Annotated in this window: 18 protein-coding genes; 7 read left to right on the top strand and 11 right to left on the bottom strand. The window is 39.5% G+C overall.

Going from position 1 to position 19575, the window contains the following annotated elements; genetic code table 11:
* The first annotated feature begins 23 nt into the window (after positions 1 to 23).
* Positions 24 to 770, top strand: a complete 747-nt coding sequence (locus BTO21_RS06915; protein WP_045030525.1) for a DUF2884 family protein — start codon at positions 24 to 26, stop codon at positions 768 to 770.
* A 161-nt stretch (positions 771 to 931) separates the two neighbouring features.
* Entirely contained in the window at positions 932 to 1087 is a 156-nt protein-coding gene (locus BTO21_RS20055; RefSeq protein ID WP_045030523.1) for a hypothetical protein, read from the top strand.
* On the opposite strand, the gene BTO21_RS06910 is transcribed toward BTO21_RS20055, so the two are convergent.
* Positions 1084 to 2091: a phospholipase A gene (locus tag BTO21_RS06910; protein ID WP_045030521.1), complete on the bottom strand. Its 1008-nt coding sequence runs from the start codon at positions 2089 to 2091 to the stop codon at positions 1084 to 1086. The genes BTO21_RS20055 and BTO21_RS06910 overlap by 4 nt on opposite strands.
* Before the next feature lie 191 nt (positions 2092 to 2282).
* Complete coding sequence (locus BTO21_RS06905) at positions 2283 to 4679, bottom strand: YgiQ family radical SAM protein (protein WP_105026740.1); 2397 nt, start codon at positions 4677 to 4679, stop codon at positions 2283 to 2285.
* Positions 4680 to 5074: 395 nt separating this feature from the next.
* Here BTO21_RS06905 and BTO21_RS06900 point away from each other — a divergent pair, with 395 nt between their 5' ends.
* The gene (locus BTO21_RS06900) at positions 5075 to 5788 is read left to right on the top strand and encodes a spondin domain-containing protein (RefSeq protein WP_045030518.1); all 714 of its coding nucleotides are present in this window, start codon (positions 5075 to 5077) and stop codon (positions 5786 to 5788) included.
* 64 nt (positions 5789 to 5852) lie between these two features.
* Here BTO21_RS06900 and BTO21_RS06895 read toward each other — a convergent pair whose 3' ends face one another.
* Positions 5853 to 7082, bottom strand: coding sequence for a mechanosensitive ion channel family protein (locus BTO21_RS06895; protein WP_082056878.1), 1230 nt, complete (start codon positions 7080 to 7082; stop codon positions 5853 to 5855).
* A gap of 219 nt (positions 7083 to 7301) precedes the next feature.
* Between BTO21_RS06895 and BTO21_RS06890 the strand changes: the two genes are divergently transcribed.
* The gene (locus BTO21_RS06890; protein WP_045030535.1) at positions 7302 to 8072 is read left to right on the top strand and encodes a ribonuclease H family protein; all 771 of its coding nucleotides are present in this window, start codon (positions 7302 to 7304) and stop codon (positions 8070 to 8072) included.
* Positions 8073 to 8076: 4 nt separating this feature from the next.
* Here the strand turns inward: BTO21_RS06890 and BTO21_RS06885 are convergent, their stop codons facing one another.
* The 3 genes from BTO21_RS06885 to BTO21_RS06875 form a co-directional block, all read right to left on the bottom strand.
* Positions 8077 to 8478, bottom strand: coding sequence for a hypothetical protein (locus BTO21_RS06885; protein ID WP_239997990.1), 402 nt, complete (start codon positions 8476 to 8478; stop codon positions 8077 to 8079).
* Positions 8479 to 8549: 71 nt separating this feature from the next.
* The gene (gene dcuC, locus BTO21_RS06880) at positions 8550 to 9917 is read right to left on the bottom strand and encodes an anaerobic C4-dicarboxylate transporter DcuC (RefSeq protein WP_045030516.1); all 1368 of its coding nucleotides are present in this window, start codon (positions 9915 to 9917) and stop codon (positions 8550 to 8552) included.
* Between the two features lie 260 nt (positions 9918 to 10177).
* Entirely contained in the window at positions 10178 to 11047 is an 870-nt protein-coding gene (locus BTO21_RS06875) for a LysR family transcriptional regulator (RefSeq protein WP_045030515.1), read from the bottom strand.
* A gap of 160 nt (positions 11048 to 11207) precedes the next feature.
* Here BTO21_RS06875 and BTO21_RS06870 point away from each other — a divergent pair, with 160 nt between their 5' ends.
* Entirely contained in the window at positions 11208 to 12404 is a 1197-nt protein-coding gene (locus BTO21_RS06870; protein WP_045030513.1) for an MFS transporter, read from the top strand.
* A gap of 14 nt (positions 12405 to 12418) precedes the next feature.
* Here the strand turns inward: BTO21_RS06870 and BTO21_RS06865 are convergent, their stop codons facing one another.
* From BTO21_RS06865 to glpA, 4 genes are all read right to left on the bottom strand, one after another.
* Entirely contained in the window at positions 12419 to 12850 is a 432-nt protein-coding gene (locus BTO21_RS06865; RefSeq protein WP_232573652.1) for a PPC domain-containing protein, read from the bottom strand.
* 120 nt (positions 12851 to 12970) lie between these two features.
* Positions 12971 to 14179: an anaerobic glycerol-3-phosphate dehydrogenase subunit GlpC gene (glpC, locus tag BTO21_RS06860; protein ID WP_105026739.1), complete on the bottom strand. Its 1209-nt coding sequence runs from the start codon at positions 14177 to 14179 to the stop codon at positions 12971 to 12973.
* The gene (gene glpB / locus BTO21_RS06855) at positions 14179 to 15522 is read right to left on the bottom strand and encodes a glycerol-3-phosphate dehydrogenase subunit GlpB (RefSeq protein WP_045030511.1); all 1344 of its coding nucleotides are present in this window, start codon (positions 15520 to 15522) and stop codon (positions 14179 to 14181) included. Before glpB ends, glpC begins: the two co-directional genes overlap by 1 nt.
* Complete coding sequence (glpA, locus tag BTO21_RS06850; protein ID WP_045030510.1) at positions 15522 to 17174, bottom strand: anaerobic glycerol-3-phosphate dehydrogenase subunit A; 1653 nt, start codon at positions 17172 to 17174, stop codon at positions 15522 to 15524. Before glpA ends, glpB begins: the two co-directional genes overlap by 1 nt.
* A gap of 288 nt (positions 17175 to 17462) precedes the next feature.
* Between glpA and BTO21_RS06845 the strand changes: the two genes are divergently transcribed.
* Complete coding sequence (locus BTO21_RS06845; RefSeq protein ID WP_045030507.1) at positions 17463 to 18131, top strand: hypothetical protein; 669 nt, start codon at positions 17463 to 17465, stop codon at positions 18129 to 18131.
* A gap of 156 nt (positions 18132 to 18287) precedes the next feature.
* Complete coding sequence (locus tag BTO21_RS06840; protein WP_045030506.1) at positions 18288 to 18476, top strand: DUF4250 domain-containing protein; 189 nt, start codon at positions 18288 to 18290, stop codon at positions 18474 to 18476.
* 25 nt (positions 18477 to 18501) lie between these two features.
* Here BTO21_RS06840 and metR read toward each other — a convergent pair whose 3' ends face one another.
* Entirely contained in the window at positions 18502 to 19413 is a 912-nt protein-coding gene (gene metR / locus BTO21_RS06835; protein ID WP_045030504.1) for an HTH-type transcriptional regulator MetR, read from the bottom strand.
* Between the last annotated feature and the right edge of the window lie 162 nt (positions 19414 to 19575).

Here is a 19575-nt window from a genome sequence, read left to right as displayed (position 1 = left end):
GATAAAATGAAAGAGAAATGTCTATGAAAAAATGGTTGATTGGCAGTGCGTTGCTATTAGGTTCAAGTACAGTATATGCACAAAGCTGTCCTGTTGATGTTCCTAATCCTATTCATATTGATAAAGGTAATGTATCGGTTTATGAAGCAGGAAAACCTAAATTATTGATCGACGATAATAATAATTTATTTATTAATGGACAGAAAATTGATCTTAATACGATGCAACAACAAGCATTAACTGCCTATAGTGACAATATGCAGACCTATTTGCCACAAATGGCAGCGCTAGCACAGCAAGGAACAGGATTAGCATTAGCTGTCTTGAAGGATGTTTCTAGTAGTTTTGATTCACAAGCAGCATTTTTAAAAGTGCAGGCTCTCGTTAATCAATTAAGTGAACAAGCACAGCAAAAATTTCATAATAAACAAGGCGAGTTTGTGATGCCTGCTGATGTGTTTAGCAGTATGGACACAACATGGAAAACTGAATTTGAAAACGCTATGCAGCAAGTAACAGTAGAATCAATATCGAGTGTATTAATGGCGCTGGGTGATGAAATGAAAAATGGTGATTTAGATTTTAGCCAAATGCAGACTAAATTTTCACAGTTAAAGACCCAGATCACGGATACCGTGACTCAGCATAGTGGTGAAATGAAAGTAAAAGCCAATGATTTATGTGGTTCAATTGAAGGATTAGCAAAACAAGAACAACAACTTCAACAAATTATTCCACAATTACAAGACATACCAATGTTTAAAATGTAATAACAGCGAAAGATAAACAATGGTTAAAAATAGCACCTGAGGGTGCTATTTTTATTGATATAACCACCTACACTTTATAGACAAGACTCAGATTGATCGTTGTCAATCAGATATCATATTGGTATGCCATTATTTGTTAGCCAAAGTCAAAGGAGTGCTGGATGTTAAAGTTATTGGTTATTGTTGGACTATTAGCCTTTGCTTATTGGGTTATTCGTTATTTATCAAAATCGCAGCAAAATCAGATTGTCACTGGTTTGGTTGCGGTATTAGGCTCCGCTGCGATTATTTTTATTGGGTTTGAATTATTTCGTTAGAGTAAATCAGTTAATGAAACACCGACACCGATTCGCTGTTGCTTGTGATTGTAATCAATTAAGTTCTCACCATAGCCTGTAGAGTACTTAGTGTATCCTCGTAACTTACCCCATAACGGGAAAGTCATACCAAGTTCACCATAACCTTTATTGGTGGCAAAGTTTTGACGACCCGTGAAGCTAAATTCGTAATCTAGCCACTTATAGACTGCATTGACTTCATAATGCCCCATATAATCAATGATATCTGGGTTATCATCTCCTTTAGGCGATAATGGATCTTCTTTCTTGTCTTCAGGTATACGCCACCAAGGACGTAGTGAGAAAACTAAATTACCTTTTTCAACAATCAGATCAGTATAGACACGATTCCAACTTCGAGATAACCCTTGAGTTCGACCATTAGACTGATGTTCTATACCTAATGTCATCCACGTGTTTGCACCAAAAGGAGCCCAAGGTGTTGGCGCAAGATAAAACATTTCAGGACGATAGTTAGTTTCTCTAAAGGGACGTGATATATCCTCAGCGTACACTTGCCAGTATGATTTCAATGTCAAAGCGGCAAATAAGCCATCATTATGGATCAGTAAATCACCATAACTTAATGGGGTTTTAAAACTGATTTGAAATTCAGCTTCGGCATTTTTCATTTTACCGCCCCAAGAACTATCCTTGTAAGCAGTATGATTAATGCTATCTGTCATGACTACGGGGAGGAAATAATTCATACGATGAGGCGTAATAACAAAGCGGTTAAAAGCGGTATCTCGTTCATATTTTAAACGTTGAGAGACGAGAGATGGCTGAGATTTATCTGTGTCTTTGGTTATACTTGCTACCGTATTTTTGCAGCGTAAGCGAATGTCATTCAGTGTTAGGCTACCACTTTGGTTTTTCACTGCATTGAGTAAGCAAGCATCATAATCTTGAGATATGCTAGCAGCAGCAGACCCTGCAATGAGCAATGTTGAAGTAAGGCCAATAGTATAGATGTATCTCACAATGATGACTTATCCCTAAAAATGTGAAAAACAAAAATATTGTTAATCATTTGTGTGTTTTATTTTGCCATTAGTGCTCTAACTAATCATTAAAATTATTAATATTAAGTCAAATAGTTATAAAACAACAACGCCGTCTTAAATAAGACGGCGTTGTTGTTTAAGACTCAGTGTTTAATCATGAGCGTTAATTACGCACCTGTGCGGTTACGTGTTGGTTTGCCATTACGGTTAGTAGGACGGTTACTTGGTTGACCGGGCTTACCATTACGGTTACCACTTGTATTATTCGCGTTATTACTTCCGCCGCGGTTGCTGGTTGTATTATTCGCGTTATTACTTCCGCCGCGGTTGCTGGTTGTATTATTCGCGTTGTTACTTCCACCGCGGTTACTGCTTGTACCTGTTGATGCAGTATTACCATTACCTAATGGCTTACCGTTACGGTTACTTTGAGGGCGTTTGCCATCAGTACGAATATCGGGTTGATTTGGGTTCTTAGTCGCAAAACGTTTTGAACCATGACGACCAGAACCGCGACGTTCCGCAGGTGTCATTTCCGCGTCACTGCCAGCTTCTGGCACTAAACAATTGGGACGATTGCCAATCAGATATTTCTTGCCCATCGTGATTAAAGCATCACGGATAAGAGGCCAGTTTACTGGATCGTGGTAGCGTAATAGTGCTTTGTGCAAGCGGCGTTGACGCTCACCTTTTGCGACAAATAAATCTTCACGACCTTTGTACTTCACTTTCTTCAACGGGTTAGTTTCAGAGTGGTACATGGCTGTTGCATTACACATTGGTGACGGGTAAAAGTTTTGTACCTGATCACATTGGTAATCGTTTTGTTTAAGCCATAACGCGAGGTTCAACATATCGTCATCCGTTGAGCCGGGATGCGCTGAAATAAAGTAAGGAATAAGGTATTGTTTTTTACCTGCTTCTTGACTGTATTGTTCAAACATCGATTTAAAGCGGTCATAGGTGCCCATGCCCGGCTTCATCATCAGATCAAGTGTACCTTTCTCTGTGTGCTCAGGCGCGATTTTTAAGTATCCGCCCACATGGTGAGTCACAAGCTCACGCACATATTCTGGTGATTCTACGGCCAAATCATAACGAACGCCTGACGCGATCATGATCTTTTTAATGCCTTTAACATCACGAGCACTGCGGTATAGATCTATCAGATGTTGATGGTCAGTATTTAGTTTTTCACAAATCTTAGGGAAGATACATGATGGACGACGGCAATTTGCTTCTGCTCGAGGATCTGAACAGCCTAAACGATACATGTTGGCTGTTGGACCACCCAAATCAGAGATCGTACCTGTAAAACCAGGGACTTTATCGCGAATTTCTTCTAGCTCATTCAGAATCGATTCTTGAGAACGGTTTTGGATGATACGTCCTTCATGTTCGGTGATAGAACAGAAAGAACAACCACCAAAGCAACCACGCATGATATTAACCGAGGTTTTGATCATGTCATACGCTGGGATTTTTGCTTTACCGTAACTTGGGTGAGGTACGCGAGCAAAAGGTAATCCAAATACAAAATCCATTTCTTCAGTAGATAGTGGAATCGGCGCACGGTTGATCCACAATTCACGATCAGCATGTTTTTGGATTAATGCACGTCCAGAATACGGGTTAGTTTCTAGGTGCATTACTCGGCTAGCATGTGCATATAAAATACGGTCATTTGCTAGCTTTTCATATGATGGCAAACGGACAACAGTATTTTCAGCATCATGACGAGAGGGACGAACGTGAATCACTTGTGGTTGTTTTTCTTTTTCTTCTTTATTAGAAGCACATGTTTCTTCGGTGGCGTATGGGTTTTGCATCACCATTGCACGACCGGGTTTTTCAATGCGTGATGAATCAATTTCCTGATAACGTTCAGGAATATCTTTGATCATTACTGCAGTGCCTGCAATATCAGTTAATGACTTAATATCTTCGCCATTTGCGATACGGTGTGATACTTCAACAAGCGCACGTTCAGCGTTACCAAATAATAAAATATCAGCTTTAGCATCCATTAATACTGAGCGACGGACTTTGTCTGACCAGTAATCATAGTGAGCAAGACGACGTAAGCTAGCTTCAATACCGCCTAAAACAATGGGAGCTTCTTTATAAGCTTCACGGCAACGTTGTGAGTAAACTAATACGGCACGATCTGGACGTTTACCGCCTTCATTATTCGGTGTGTAAGCATCGTCTTTACGTAGTTTGCGATCAGCCGTATAGCGGTTGATCATTGAGTCCATGTTACCTGACGTTATACCAAAATAAAGGTTTGGTTGTCCCAGTGCCATAAAATCGTCTTTATTATCCCATTTAGGTTGGGCAATAATACCGACACGGAAACCTTGAGATTCAAGTAAGCGACCAATAACGGCCATACCAAAGCTAGGATGGTCAACATAGGCATCACCAGTAACAATGATAATGTCACAGCTGTCCCAGCCAAGTGCATCCATTTCTTTACGGGATGTTGGCAAGAATGGGGCGGTGCCATAGCATTCAGCCCAATACTTAGGATAGCTATTAATAGGAGTTACTTTTGTGTGCATGTTTTGACCTCTATATTTTGAGGCGGGAATTATAGCGGCTCACCTAAACGCTGGCTAGCCTTTATAAATCCAGACCTTTTGTATGGTTTTGGTTTTTATTGATGTTATTTTGTAAGTGAAAATCATTCTCAATTATATTGTTGTATTCTTAAATATAAGACCGTTATTTTTGTGTGAATAATAAAAGTTGATATTAAACGATAGTGGATAACTCATTTATTCCAATAGAGTTTTATGACTATTAAAAGAATTAAGATGAAAATTATAAAAATCAGAGAAGAATAAAATTTTTTAGGGGCGTTTTATTACTTGAATATCCCATGGTGAAAAATATTTTGAACCATAATGTTACTTCATATTAATAATAATATCATATGATATAAATGGTGATTGAAATGAAGCAATATGGGTTTTCTCTCTTTGTTGGTATTTTATTTCTACTTGGCGGGTGTGGCAGTGATAATGATGATGATTTTAATCGTTACTCAGAAACAGCAACCTATAAGCTAACGTTTACCTCTAATTGGAGTAGTACCAATTTCCCAACAAATTATCCAAATAATCGTCATTTTTCAGGGTTAATAGGTCTTACGCATAATAGTAATGTTCATTTGTTTAAAGTTGATGAATTAGCGTCTGCTGGTGTTGTTAAAGTCGCTGAAACGGGCTCTAAAGATGATATTAAACCTGAGATAAATAGCGTAATTAATAATGGTAATGGGCATTCAACTATAGATGGTAGTGGGCTCTCTATTGCCAGTTTGGATGCAGGTGAAAATTCAGTAACGGTAACATTTACAGTAACCCAACAGTTTCCATTAATTTCATTGGTAACGATGTTAGCGCCAAGTCCTGATTGGTTTGCAGGTATTGATAGTCTTTCTTTGAAAGATGGCGATGGTTGGCTTACCACGCTTGCAAAAGATATTAAAACTTATGATGCCGGCAGTGATGCTGGAACGATATTTACTGCTGCAGATGTACCATTGACTCCGCATGAAAATATATCATTATTGACATCAACAAGAGCTGATACTGATTTTGAAAATGGCTTACATTATTCAAATGGATTACCAATTGGTACGATCTCAATAAAAAGAATTGAGTAAATATTGATGGGTAAATGGTCTAAAAGAGTAGAGGTCAAGTATGATAACTCGACCTCTAGTTTTTTTAATGTGTTTGTATGCTTCTTATATCTGAGCCATCAGGGCTTTGATAAACGGAGAGATCAAATTGAGGCAAAATGGCTAATACGTGATCAAAAATATCAGCTTGAATAGCTTCATAAAACGCCCAACGAGTATCATTAGCAAACACATAAATTTGTACGGGTAAACCTTGAGCTGTGGGTTCTAATTCACGCACAATAAAGGTCATATCTTGACGGATTTTACTGTTTTGCTTTAAGTAAGCTTCTAAGTAAGCTCGAAAGACAGTGATATTGGTGATTTGTAGAGCATGCGCATCACCCGTAGCAATTTCGGCGTTTCTCTTGGTCAGAAAGTCTGCAACATAAGGGATCTTCGTTAATTGCTGTTGCTGTTGTTCATCAATAAATTTAATGGTTTCAATATCGATTAGCACCGAACGTTTGATCCGGCGTCCACCAGACTCTTGCATTTGACGCCAGTTAATAAACGAATCTTGCACTAGTGCGTAAGCTGGAATATTGGTAACCGTATTATCCCAGTTCTTTACCTTAACGGTGGTAAGGGACACTTCATCAATGCTGCCATTAGCATTGTATTTATCCATTTGGATCCAATCACCTACTTTAACCATTTGGTTAGCTGATAGCTGAATACCGGCGACAAAGCCTAAAATCGTATCGCGGAAAACTAATAATACTAAACCTGTCGCGACACCTAAGCCACTAAGAAAATAAATGGGGGAACGGTTAGCAAGTACTGAAATAGCAATAATTGCGCCGATAAAAAAGATGATTAACTTTGATAGCTGAACAAAGCTTTTTACCGGAAGATTACGGCTGATCTGATTAATATCTGCCATATCGTTAGTGGCATCAAGAAATGCATAGGTGCTTCTTACTAATACAATTATTAACCATAAACTTAATGTGCGATCAATGAAACTACTGAGAATAGCGTGCTTATCTAACACGAGTGGTATAACAATATTGAGCACCATTGCGGGAATGGTCAATGATAGTTTTTCAAACACTTTGTGCCGTACCATGACGTGTCCCCATGTCGCTTGGGAACGTTTAATAGCAGAGCGTAATAGAGCGAGTAGCCCCCAACGAACAAAGACATAGGATAAAAACGCAAGGGCACAGCAAAGCACCATAAATATGGCCGTTGATATATTATCTTGTGGTTGAACATTAATCCCCAGCTGTGACATGCCATTAGCAATGTCTAAGCGTATTTTATGGCTCAAAATTGAACTCCAAACTCACACTGTGAATAAATAAATGTAGATTGCTCGATATCGTCATTGGTTTGGGGACACAATTGACTGTGAATGCGAGTATATTTTAGTGGTGATGTTTATCTTAGCATAATCAGAAAGGTACATTAGTGGTAGAATCTTAGAATACCAAGTATGTATGTTCGTGTGAGCAATCAGTACGATATTGAAGAGAGTGTGGAGAAAATGGTGGCCAAAAAATATTATGTTGTTTGGAGCGGTCGTGAACCTGGTATTTACAGTGACTGGGCAAGTTGTAAGCAGCAAGTCGATAAATTTGCAGGGGCACGATATAAATCATTTCCAACTCAAACAGAAGCTGTAGCCGCTTTTGGTAAACAACCGCAAACCGTTCGATCTTCAGTCGGTGCTAATAAAACAGCAGCAAAACGCACTACTCCGAGTAAAGGTTCATTAACCAGTGAACAAGTGCATGCATTGACGGCTGAAATTAAGATTTTCACCGATGGTGGTTGCGATCCTAACCCAGGTAAAGCGGGATCTGGATTGGCGTTATACCGTAATAATCAGCTAAGTGAGTTATGGTATGGCTTGTATGAACCAATGGGAACCAATAATACCGCAGAGTTAAATGCACTTAACCAAGCATTAGTATTAGCCGAACAGGTATTGGCTCAAACATCGACTGTGGCTATTTTTTGTGATTCAAAATATTCCATTCAATGTATTACTCAGTGGGCCGTAACATGGCAGAAAAATGGTTGGAAAAAAGCGGGGGGTGAAATTAAAAACTTAGTGTTGATTCAAAAAATGTTTACCCGTTACCAAGCATTAAAAGCACAGGTTATTATCCATCATGTAAACGGCCATGTCGGCATTGAAGGCAATGAATTAGCGGATCGAATGTCAATTTTAGCGGTCGACATTAAAAAGGTCGATTTTTGTTTGTACCAACCGCCTTATGATTTACCTGCGTTACTTGCACTCCGCGCAGGTTAAGCTGTTAGCTTTGTGTTAATACTGCGAGCATGCGTAAAATGTTCGCTTTATTATCGTTATTCCCCATCATTTCTGGATTGGCTAATGCATATAGATAGCCTTCGATATCGCTGCCATCAATATCTGTTCTAAAATTAATTAAGTTGGCCCATTGCTCGAGATCATCTGCATCAATCTCATCGGCAAGGTATTGCTCTAGCACCATAATTAAATGCTGTCGACTAACCTCAAACGGTACTTCATTAGGCTCGATGTCAGCACTGACGAAGACTGAAAAAGCGGCGTCTCGCTGTGGACCAAAGGTTAATATTTGAGTAAGGGCTTGCTGTTTGTTCATAGATAAATAATTACGGTTTGAATCAATAACCGTAATTGTGCCGTGATGTACAATATAAAAAAAGCCCATTGAGTGTATTTTCTCAATGGGCTTACTATTTTTAGATGCTTAATAGATTAAACCGTTATTCGACTTAATCATTAAACGTACATTGGAACCAATACGAATGTACCTAGAATAACGGTAGCTAAACCACAAAGGACAGGAACAACAGTACGCTTAACAACATCAAATGGGTTAATTTTTGCCATGCCTGATGTTGCAACAATAACACCAGATACTGGAGAAATTGTGCGACCTAAGTTTGATGCTTGTAGCATCGGGATAATAAGGAAAGCAGGGCTTAAACCTAATTTACCCGCCAATTGAGGAGCAAGTTCTACGAAGGCATAGAAAGGTGCATTGCCTGAACCTGTAGCAATTGCGGCAGCAACAGTAAGGGCTGTTAATAATAGCATTAGTGCGAAACCGCCAGCACCGGCTTTATCTGCTAGAGCAATCAGGTTATCAATAGTACCAACCGTCATCAGACCTTGCGCGAATACACCCGCGGCGACTAATAACATTACCACGCCTTTAAATGCATCACCCATACCCGCATAACAAGATTCAAGATTACTTAATGTTACCTTGCCGTTCAAACGGTTAGTAAAGAAATCAACCAAAGCACCTAGCGTAATAGAAACGATCACAATCGTGTAAATATCCAGAGTTAACCCTGGAATGGTTTCACCATTAAATAAGAATACGCCGATAATTGGCATGAAAGGTAAGATCGAGTAATAAGCCGGTGCATTAACTTCCATTTCTGAAATATCAACACGTTCCATTGGTGTGTTGTCTTTCTTATCAAGGTATTTATTCCAGAAAAACGCAGCGACTGCCATCACGATAATGGCACAGATAGAAACGGGTAATACGGTTTCTACAGCGAAAACATGTAGAGGTAAGCCTGATTTTTCGGCTGCAACAATAACATCACCTGATGTTGGTGAAAGAATGATCGCGGCAGGTGATGCACAGACTGCCGCAGCTGCTGGGCGAGATATGCCCATTGCGGTCATCATTGGGAATAAGGTTGCCATTAATAGCACGCCAAGTCCTGTTGCAGAACTGACAGCGAGTGACATTAAACAGGCAACAATATAGGCAGCAACTAATAAAACGTAAGGCGATTTGATAAAAGAAAGAGGTTTTGAAAATTGCTTAACAACGACGTTATTTGCGCCAATGTGGGTCATATAAGAAGCAAAACCACACAATAGCATGATCTGTAAACCTAGACCGCCGCCACGGTTTTGAAGCATGTATTTCACATACTCAAGTGAGTCAGTTAATAGATTGCCAGTAGATGTAACTGTTGCAGGTAACACTGAATGGCCTAATAAACCTGCAATAATTAATAACGAAATTCCCGCTGTTAATAAAACGCCAGCCGCGTTATATCCCTTTACTATATAATAACCAACGGCAATGGTGATCACCAAACCAATTAATAATTCCGTCATGGAAAGTCCTCTCCTAAAATCAAATAAAATATGCATTTATGATGTATTACTGCATATTTTTCATAAAAATCGCGACTAATGTAGCTAAAAAACAGCTTATGAACGACTGTTAACAGTCAAGGATATGATCTCACCCATGCTTTTATTGATGATGTTAATAATTTGATTTTTGTGGTGTTTTATATTGATGCTAGTATGTTTTGTAAATGTTAAAAATCGCTCACTATATTATTACTAATGGTTATTAACAATTGTTATTATTAGCATTGCTGTTTAACGTATTCAATAAAGGTTCTATCAGCAAGTGAGAGGTAACCTTGCTTACGCCATGCCATAGCAAGATCTAACTGAATGGGTTCGGCAAAAGGGATGGGGATCAGATGCGGTTCATGATCTGTGACTAATTCAAGTAATGCAGTAATAGCAAAGTCATGGCGAACGATTTGTAAAATCATCGGTAATAAATTTGTTTCAAATGAAATGTTAGGGGTTAAATTGTGTTGTTCGCAGACGTGATCTAACATTTCACGATGAAAATATCCCGGCTTAAATGCCACTAATTCTTGTCCAAAAAAATCGGTGAAGCTTAGGCTTTTTTTTGTGGCGAAATCATGCTGCTCACTGACGACAGCGACCATCTGTGAACGCAAGAGATGCTCAATTTGTAAGCTGGCGGGTACGTTATGATTAATAATGACCCCGAGATCTAATTCGCTATCAAGTAACATTTTTCGAATAGATTGGGTGCCAGCTTCAACGATAGTTAATTTAAGGTTAGGGTAGTGGCTTTTAAATCCCATTAATATTTGAGGGAAAAAATATGATCCCAACATGCTGGGTACACCTAGCCTAACTTCCCCTTTTTCTAACCCACGTAATTCTTTCATTGCTAAAGTTGCATCTGCTATTTTTTGTAGAATTTGCTTAGCGTGTACCAGTAATACTTCACCTTCTTGAGTTAGCATGACTTTGCGTTCATTTCGATAAAAAAGGGTTAGATCTAATTGCTGTTCGAGTTTTTTGATAGCAACGCTGAGCGCAGGTTGCGCAATATGAAGTTGCTCTGCGGCACGAGTGAAATTTTTTGTTTCTGCTAATTTAGCAAAATAAGTCAGTAAGCGAGTATTCATAGCTATAGTTTTTGTTTATCACAGTGATATTAATTATATATTTTTATTATTATGTCGCTGTTGTTATCGTCTTGTCACGTTATGTTTAGTCTTTATAAAAAAGCCATTGTTACCCTAATGATATAACCCACTGAGCATAGAATATTTTAATGGTGAGATCATGATAGAAACCAACACTCTAGCCTATAAAAAAACCAGTTTTGCGTTGGCATTAGGCTCTTTTATCGTTTTTTGTAATTTGTATTTGTTCCAGCCGATGTTGCCATTAATGGCGACTGAATTTTCCGTATCGGCAACACAAATTAATTGGGTCTTGGCAGCTACGACATTAATGCTCGCAGTCTGTTTAATTCCATGGGCGATTGCATCTGAGATAGTAGGGCGACGGATCATCATGGTGATCAGCTTATTATTGATGCCTATTGTTGGCCTTGCGATGGTTTTCACCCAAGATTTATTTACTTTAACTTTAGCGCGAGCGGTTATGGGGATCTCTGTTGCAGGCTATGTTGCTGTTGCTGTTGCTTATATGGCTGAGGAGTTTAGTCCTAAAGCATTAATGTTAGCCGTCGGTGGCTATATCAGTGCTAACTCATTAGGAGGCATTGCTGGGCGATTATACGGTGGTGTTATTGGTGAGCAACTTGGCTGGCATGGGGCAGTGTTAGGGATGGCGGTAATGAGTTTACTTGGAGCTATTGTGGTGATTAAATTATTACCGCCACAGCAACATTTTGTTCGTCATAACCATCAACTGCACGTACATGGCCGACAGTTAATCGCACATCTTAAACAACCTGTATTATGGCTAGCAATGTTAATTGGTGGAATAAATTTTGCATTATTTGTTAACCTTTATTCTGTGACAGGGTTTAGATTAGTAGCTGCACCGTTTAATTTACCACTCAGTTGGGCATCATTAATTTTTCTTTGTTATTTAAGTGGCACCATCACATCACGTTTAAGCGGTCGTTGGGCAAGTAAGTTCAATCCAATATCAGGGATGATCTTAGGAGGAATTTTAAGTTTGGTGGGAATGTGGCTAGGATTAGTTGAATCACGGTTCACTATTTTAATCAGCTTGCTGTTATTGAGCTCAGGCGCATTTTTTACCCACTCATTAGCTTATGCTTGGGTCAGTCATCATGCAAAAGTCGCTAAAGCAACTGCCACTGCGCTCTATTTAGTTCATTATTATGTTGGTGGTAGTTTAGGGGGATTTTTGTTGATTTACTGTTGGCAGCATGGCGGTTGGAGTATGGTTGTTACTGGCGGTACAGTATTGTACTCACTAATGTTCATATTATGTGGGTACTTAATGAAAACCAAGCAACAACCTGTTTTACAGCCCCAATGAGGTAATAAGAGTGGCTAATCGATCGCGATAGTTAATGTGTAATGGCTACTCTCACCACGACGAGCAAAAGCGCGATATTGACCAATGCGGATAGTGTATTTGCCATCGTAAGGTAAAATATATTCGCCGTTATGATTAATATCTGCAGAAAATGGGCTTAAATCAGCAATATTTTCAAGTTTTGAGTTTAATAGAGCCACCCATAATTTAGTACTTTTGGTGTCGAGGGTTACTTTTAAATGCTGATCTTTTTTAGCATAAAAAACATAATTATTAACATCATAGTTGGCTGTTGTTGCGACATACTGCTCACTGCTAGTCCCTGTTTTAAAATGAACCGCTTCATTGCTATCAGCAGCGATAGCCATAAAAGAACAACTGCTTAATATCAGTGCGGTAAACAATAGCCCTAGTGGTTTTAGAAATAACATAATATGTTGACTCAATCGTTAGATAAACCTATCTCGCTAGCCATTGAGCGAGTTAAAAGTACGCACTATTTAATCGGGGGAAATACTGCGTACTCGATTAGTATTATCAAAAATAACCGATTGGTAAAGGTGTGTTTAGTCAGCTAATGCCATCGCGAGCAAGCTAACAGGGTGAATTGTTGTTAAATCAGTGTTTTCTTCAATTTGCCATTTACAGGTTTCGCAATCAGTTATTGCGTAATCTGCTTTTGCATGGCGGATTTTTTGAAATAAATCCTCGCCAATTTTCATTGATGTATCATAGTTTTCAGTTTTAAAACCATAAGTACCCGCTAAGCCACAGCATTGGCTATCTAATATTTCAAGATCTAATCCAGGGATCATTTTAAGTAACTCAATGGTGTATAAACTACCGCCAGTGCGCTCAAGATGACACGGAGTATGGTAGACCACTTTTTTATTAATAGGTTTTAATTTTGGGGTATTACCATTCATAAACGCTTTAAGTAAAAAACGGGTAACATATTCAATCCGATCGGCAACTTTGGCATTATCTATTTTTAATACATGCGGATATTCTTCACGTAGGGTAAAGGCACAAGTAGAAGAGGTTGAAACAATGGTTGAATTATATTTTTCAACAACAGCTTCAAAAATTTGGGTGTTAAGTAATGCATTTTTCTTGGCTTTATCAAAGAAACCATTGGCAATTAACGGTACCCCACAGCATTTTTCCTTATCTAATAACTGCACGCCAATATTCATCGCATTCATAACGCGGATGAAATCTTTGCCTAACTGTGGGTTGTTATAATTAACGTAACAGCCATGGAAATAATGCACTTGTTGCGAATATTTAGTTTGGTTTTGGCAATGCTTTTTATACCACTGGCGAAAGGTGCCATGAGAATATTTAGGTAACGTTTTATGATCATGAACACCAATGGTTTTATGCATGATCTTTTTAACAGGTTTAAAGCCAGTAATTGCATTAACGATCGGCGCGAAAGGTGTCGCAACTGAACCCATTAAATCAGTATGGCTTAATACAAAATCTCGAATTGTTTTAATATTAAGATCGTGTTTAGCATGTTTACTGCGTGCAACTGCGATCATGTCACCGATTTTTACTCCAGAAGGACAAGCGGTTTCACAACGTTTACAGTTAGTGCAAAGCTTAAGCATATCATCATAAAACTCAGCACTTTTAATCCGTAATCGTTCACCATCTGGACCACATTGTTTAGGGCCGGGGTAATTTGGATTGGCTTTAGCAACAGGGCAATAAACGGTACATACGGTGCATTTAATGCATTGGTCAAAACTGGTATCTTGCTTGAGCATTAGATATTGCCCTCTGCTAATGATGGAAAAATTGCGGTTGAGCTGTGCTTGTCGTGTAAGGCGATCATCGATTGTGCAGCGTGAAAACCGGTGCTGATAGCAACACCGCTGCCACTGCCTTCAAAGACTGGGTTGTAATGGGCTAAAATAGCCCCCGCACAGTAGATATTAGTAATCACATTACCGTTAAGACTGGGTTGTAATTGCTGATTAGTTTCAACGCCCATTCCTAAAAACTGATGTGGTTGGTCACTGAAAAACTGTGGCTGATACCAATGCTGGTGGTTAGTTGATGCTAATGGTGCAATATCTAATCCAAAAATAGCCTCTTCAATATGGTGGCGTTCAGCGTGTAAGCCCCGACTAAAGAAGCTCCCACTGGCTAATAAATAATGATTAGCGACTAACGGCATATCGCCGTGATGACGAGTAAAAATACGTTGGAGTTGGTTGTTCTCAAATTCACCATGAGTGACTTCATCACCCGCAAGAATCAGACCACCTAATGATTTGTAATAGCTTTTCATAGCATCTTCCAAACGTATGCCGAGTAATGATGGCGGCATAGTTGGAATTTCACATACGGTGTAACCTGTTAACTGTTCAAGTTTTTTAATGACTTTAATCCCAGTGCCATTACCAAATACGGCAGGAAGTACCACCAAATCCGCTTCACCAATGGTGTTTTTCATCGCTAAAGCAAAACGCTGGAGCGTATTTTCGTCAACTAATACGCGGGAAATATCAATTGAGCGATATTCACACGGGTTACGTTGCATTAATTCAGCATCGGGCAATGCAATCGTGGCAGTGGTAATGTCCACATTAGCGAAGTGGGGTAGCAAACGTAAATTATCAGCGGCTAATTGGGGTTGAAAATCACGGAAGCCATCGATAGTCACTAATGCTATGCGGCGTAATGCTTGGGCTGGATCAAACATCGGAAAAGGGTGCACTGTTGCTTGGGATAACCACGTAGCCTTAAATGTGCCCATTGGCGTAATGCGTAAATGGTTACAATCATGAGCTTGATGGTGCAGTTCAATGCCAATATTTGTCATTGTCTGTTGATACCAATCGATCGCTTGGCGAGTAATGTCAGCACCTAGTTTACTGTAAGGGTGTTGTGGTGATTGATGGGCTAAGGTGTCAAATTCATCAAAAGGATAATGGGTTGCAGTGCCATTCGGTAAACGGCTTAACACATCAATTGAGCCAGAAGAAAAATGGAGTGCACTTTGACCCGCGGCAATAACGGCTGTTTTTAGCCCTGCTTGAGCACAACGAATAGCGCAGGTTAAGCCAGCAACACCACCACCAATAATTATATTATCAAATTTCATTATTTTGCCTCATTGCTTGGATTGATAGTGTTGGTAGATGTAGATGCTGGTGGAATATCACTGACACCAAAGAGACCTTCATAGATCCAATAAGAAAATTCACCCTCGCGTAAAGCATCACCCCAAAATACCGGTTTAATGCCTTTCCAACGTTCTTCAAGAAAATCACTGAGAATATGACTGGCATGGTTACCATCAGTATTGCCATATTCAGCAAATAAACCTGCGGCACGATAAGAACATAATTCACCTTGGCAAGGTCCCATTCCGACACGGGTGCGACGACGTAAATCAACCAGATTATGGACATCCAGTTGTTTGATCGCATATTCAACTTCACCACAGGTCACCATTTCACATTCACAAATAATGGCTTGGCTTTTTTTATCATCAGTTAAAAATTGTTGGGCGCGCTCACCATGACGGTAATAGGCAGATTGATAGACAGGTTTGGCTAAACTAGCAGTGTGCTTAATGGCTTTAGGTTGCTCAGATCCCGGTAATGGCCGTTGGTGAGTCGTACAAGGGGTGGTGTTACCGAGTTTTTTCGCAACCAGATCTGTGGTCCATTCAGCCATCATGCGATAGGTCATTAACTTACCGCCTGTGATAGTAATAAAACCGTCCATGCTATCGCGTTCAGCGTGATCTAATAACACGATCCCACGGCTAATATTACGGCCACTGGTGTCACCATCGACAGCAACTAATGGTCGAACGCCCGCATAAGCCCGTAATACGCGGGTATTAGCCATGATGGGTGCTAGTTTGGCACCTTCTTTTAATAAAATATCAATTTCTCTGCTAGTCACATGGAGATCGTCAATATCTTTATAATCAATGCGTTCCGATGTTGTACCAATTAGCGAAATGGTATCACCTGGGACCAATATATCGGCATCAGAAGGCTTTCTACAGCGGTTGATCACTAAGTTATTAATTCGATAATCTAAGATCAACAATGATCCTTTGGCAGGGAACATAGTGATATTAAGATCACCATACTGACAGATTTGTTGTCCCCAGATCCCTGCAGCATTAATAACTTGCTGGGCTCTAATTTCAAAGTGAGTATTGGTTTTTAGGTTTAAACATTTGACTCCTTTGACGGTGCCATTTTGTTGGATAAGGGCGGTGACAAAAGTGTGATTAAAAAGTTGTGCACCGTGCTCTATAGCATCAAGAGCGTTAGAAGAGGCAAGGCGAAAAGGGTCGATGGTACCGTCAGGCACTTTTACCGCACCTATAAGTTGTGGGTTACAGTTTGGCTCTAATCGTAATGCTTGTTGTGGGGTTAATTGCTCAACGTCAATATCAGCATTTTGACAGGCGCTAATGAATTGTTGTTGAAATTGAAGATCATCATCAGGCAAAGAAATAAATAGCCCTTGTGTATCTTCAACACAGTGGCGCGCTATATTTTTAAGGATACGGTTTTCAATAATACATTCTTTGGCTGATTCTGGATCCGTAACCGCATAGCGTGCACCTGAATGAAGTAAGCCATGGTTACGGCCGGTTGTACCAGAGGCTAAATCGTCCTTCTCAATTAAGATACATTTGATGCCACGCAGGGCACAGTCACGCATTATACCTGTACCTGTTGCACCACCACCGATGATCACAACCTCTGTTTCTAACCAAGTCGTCATGTTCGTTTCGCTTATCGTTATTGATTATATTATTAGCGTTTTAAACGCCCACTATTTTAATAGGGTTAATATGCCATTAAATTACACTCTATTTGTTGAGCGAACGCACACAAATGAGCGAACGAACATTTTAAGCGTTCCTTTTTGTTCATTAAGCGGTTTTTTGAATCATATTTAGTCGAGGATGTATTCGAGCAGAGTGATTAATCGTTAACGGTTGGCTGAGATTCGCATCTTGACGTGACTTGAGTATAATTGTGCTCCTTTTATTTTTAATTGATGCTTATTATGATCGGCTATCTCGCATTTTTAATTCCAGCACTGCTTGGTGCGCAATGTATTCTTACTGTAGTACTCACCAAAGGGGAGATTTGCCCTGGTCAACGCGGTCGAGTACACAAAATGTTGCCAGTATTGCTTATTGGGTGGTTATTGGCTGCGATTAGCCAAGTGTGGGCAGTATTGCCTTTACTGAGTTTGTTATTTTTTACCGTAAAAGTGAAAACCAGTAAAACCCGTGACTCAGGCCCTTTGGTGGTGCTTTATGGCTCTAATCTACTGGGGTTTATTAGTTGGATGATGTTATTGCCAATGATGGACATACCTGAAGTATTGCTAAGTTTAGTCGCGGTGGCGCTGTACGGTAGTTTACTGGCGCATGTTTTATTAACCTTTTCACGCACTCGATTACAGGCTTTTCACCGTATTTTGCCGTTTGTTGGCTTTATCAGTGCGATAGTTTCGGTATTACTCTTAGTGTGGAAAATTATCTTCATGGGTGAAGCGGCAACTGCGCCTTATACGGTTGAAGTTGTGATTTCATTATTATGTTTAGTCGCCGCATTACTGGTGTGGTCGGGGCATATTTTATTACATAAAACCGTGAATAAATGGCAGTTATTAGTAGCAGCGGGGCTACTTATGTTTTCAGCTGTGATGCAATTAACTTTATTTTAAACCATGAATTTGAACGCTACTTAGCCTTTATCTTATTTAAGATAAAGGCTTTTTTATGACGAGTATTTATAGCGAAGAGAAATAACAGTAAACCGTCTATGCTTAATGAAATGGCGATTAATATTAATAATTAATTGTTAGTAATAAGGAGGCAGGATGGAAATTAATAACTTACTTGGTATGGATACCCATATTGTAATTGGGATCGTTAACGAGCGTTTACGGCTAGAGTGTAACTCTATGGCTGAATTAACCTCTCGTTATGAATTAAGTGAAACTGAACTCACCGAAAAAATGGCTCAACAAGGTTATCATTACGATCCATTAAATAATCAGTTCAAGTAAATTCGTATTTTATTCTAACAAGGTATTAAACTGTTTTAATACCTTGTAAATGCTGCTGGCATTGTTGCTTCGCTGTGGCAAAAAAAGCCTTCAAATATTGGTGCTGATGTTCTGATGCCCGTACTGCTGCAAAGAGACGTCGCCATAATCCCTTACCTAATGGTTTACTGACAATTAATCCTTGATGCACGAAATTATCAACCGCCCAATTAGGTAATGCAGCGACTCCCATTCCTGCCGACACCATCTGAATTAACATCAAACTATTATCTGCTTGCTTCCATGATAATGGCTCAATGCCTGCGGGTTGAAGAAAATGTTTCATTATATCTAACCTGTTCCGTTGAATTGGATAACTGAGTAGGGTTTGATCTGCAAGATCAGCCGGCTCTATATATGACTTTGTCGCTAACGGTGATTGCGAAGCAACAATGAGACACATTTCAAAATCAAACAATGGCTCATAGTGAATTTCGTGACGGGGTTGAATATCTGATGTGATGACTAAGTCTAATTCACCTTGAGCTAACGCCGGAATAGGATCAAAACTAAACCCAGAGCAAAAATCAATATTCACGTCAGGCCATAGTGCCTGATATTGTTTTAATGCTGGCATGAGCCACTGAAAACAAGAATGACATTCAATCGCCAGCTGTAATCGGCCTGTCGTCTGGTGTCTACTGTTGGCTAATTCTTGTTCTGCAGCTTGTATTTTTGGCAATACGGTGTCAGCTAAATTAAGTAGTACCTTACCTTCTGTCGTGAAGCGTACGGGACGTGTTTTGCGTAAAAAAAGTTGGCTGCCTAAACGCTGTTCGAGATCTTTTAATTGATGAGACAACGCGGATTGCGTGAGGCATAAATGGGTTGCCGTTGCAGTGAGTGAGCCTGTTGTTCTTAATACTGTTAAGGTTTTTAGATGTTTCAGTTCAATCATGTTCCATCCTTGGAGCACTGCGAGATAAGGTGATTGTTTTTTAATCTACGCGGTAAATGGATACATGTAAACATCCAGATGGCTAAACGGCTATATTAGTGGTTAGTTGGATGAATTACCAGTATTCCAACGTGAAATAAATTCATGATCATTATGAGATAA

The sequence above is a fragment of the Photobacterium phosphoreum genome (assembly GCF_002954725.1).
Taxonomy (GTDB): domain Bacteria; phylum Pseudomonadota; class Gammaproteobacteria; order Enterobacterales; family Vibrionaceae; genus Photobacterium; species Photobacterium phosphoreum.
Note: the sequence above shows the minus strand (reverse complement) of the source record. Positions and strands in the feature narration are given on the sequence as shown.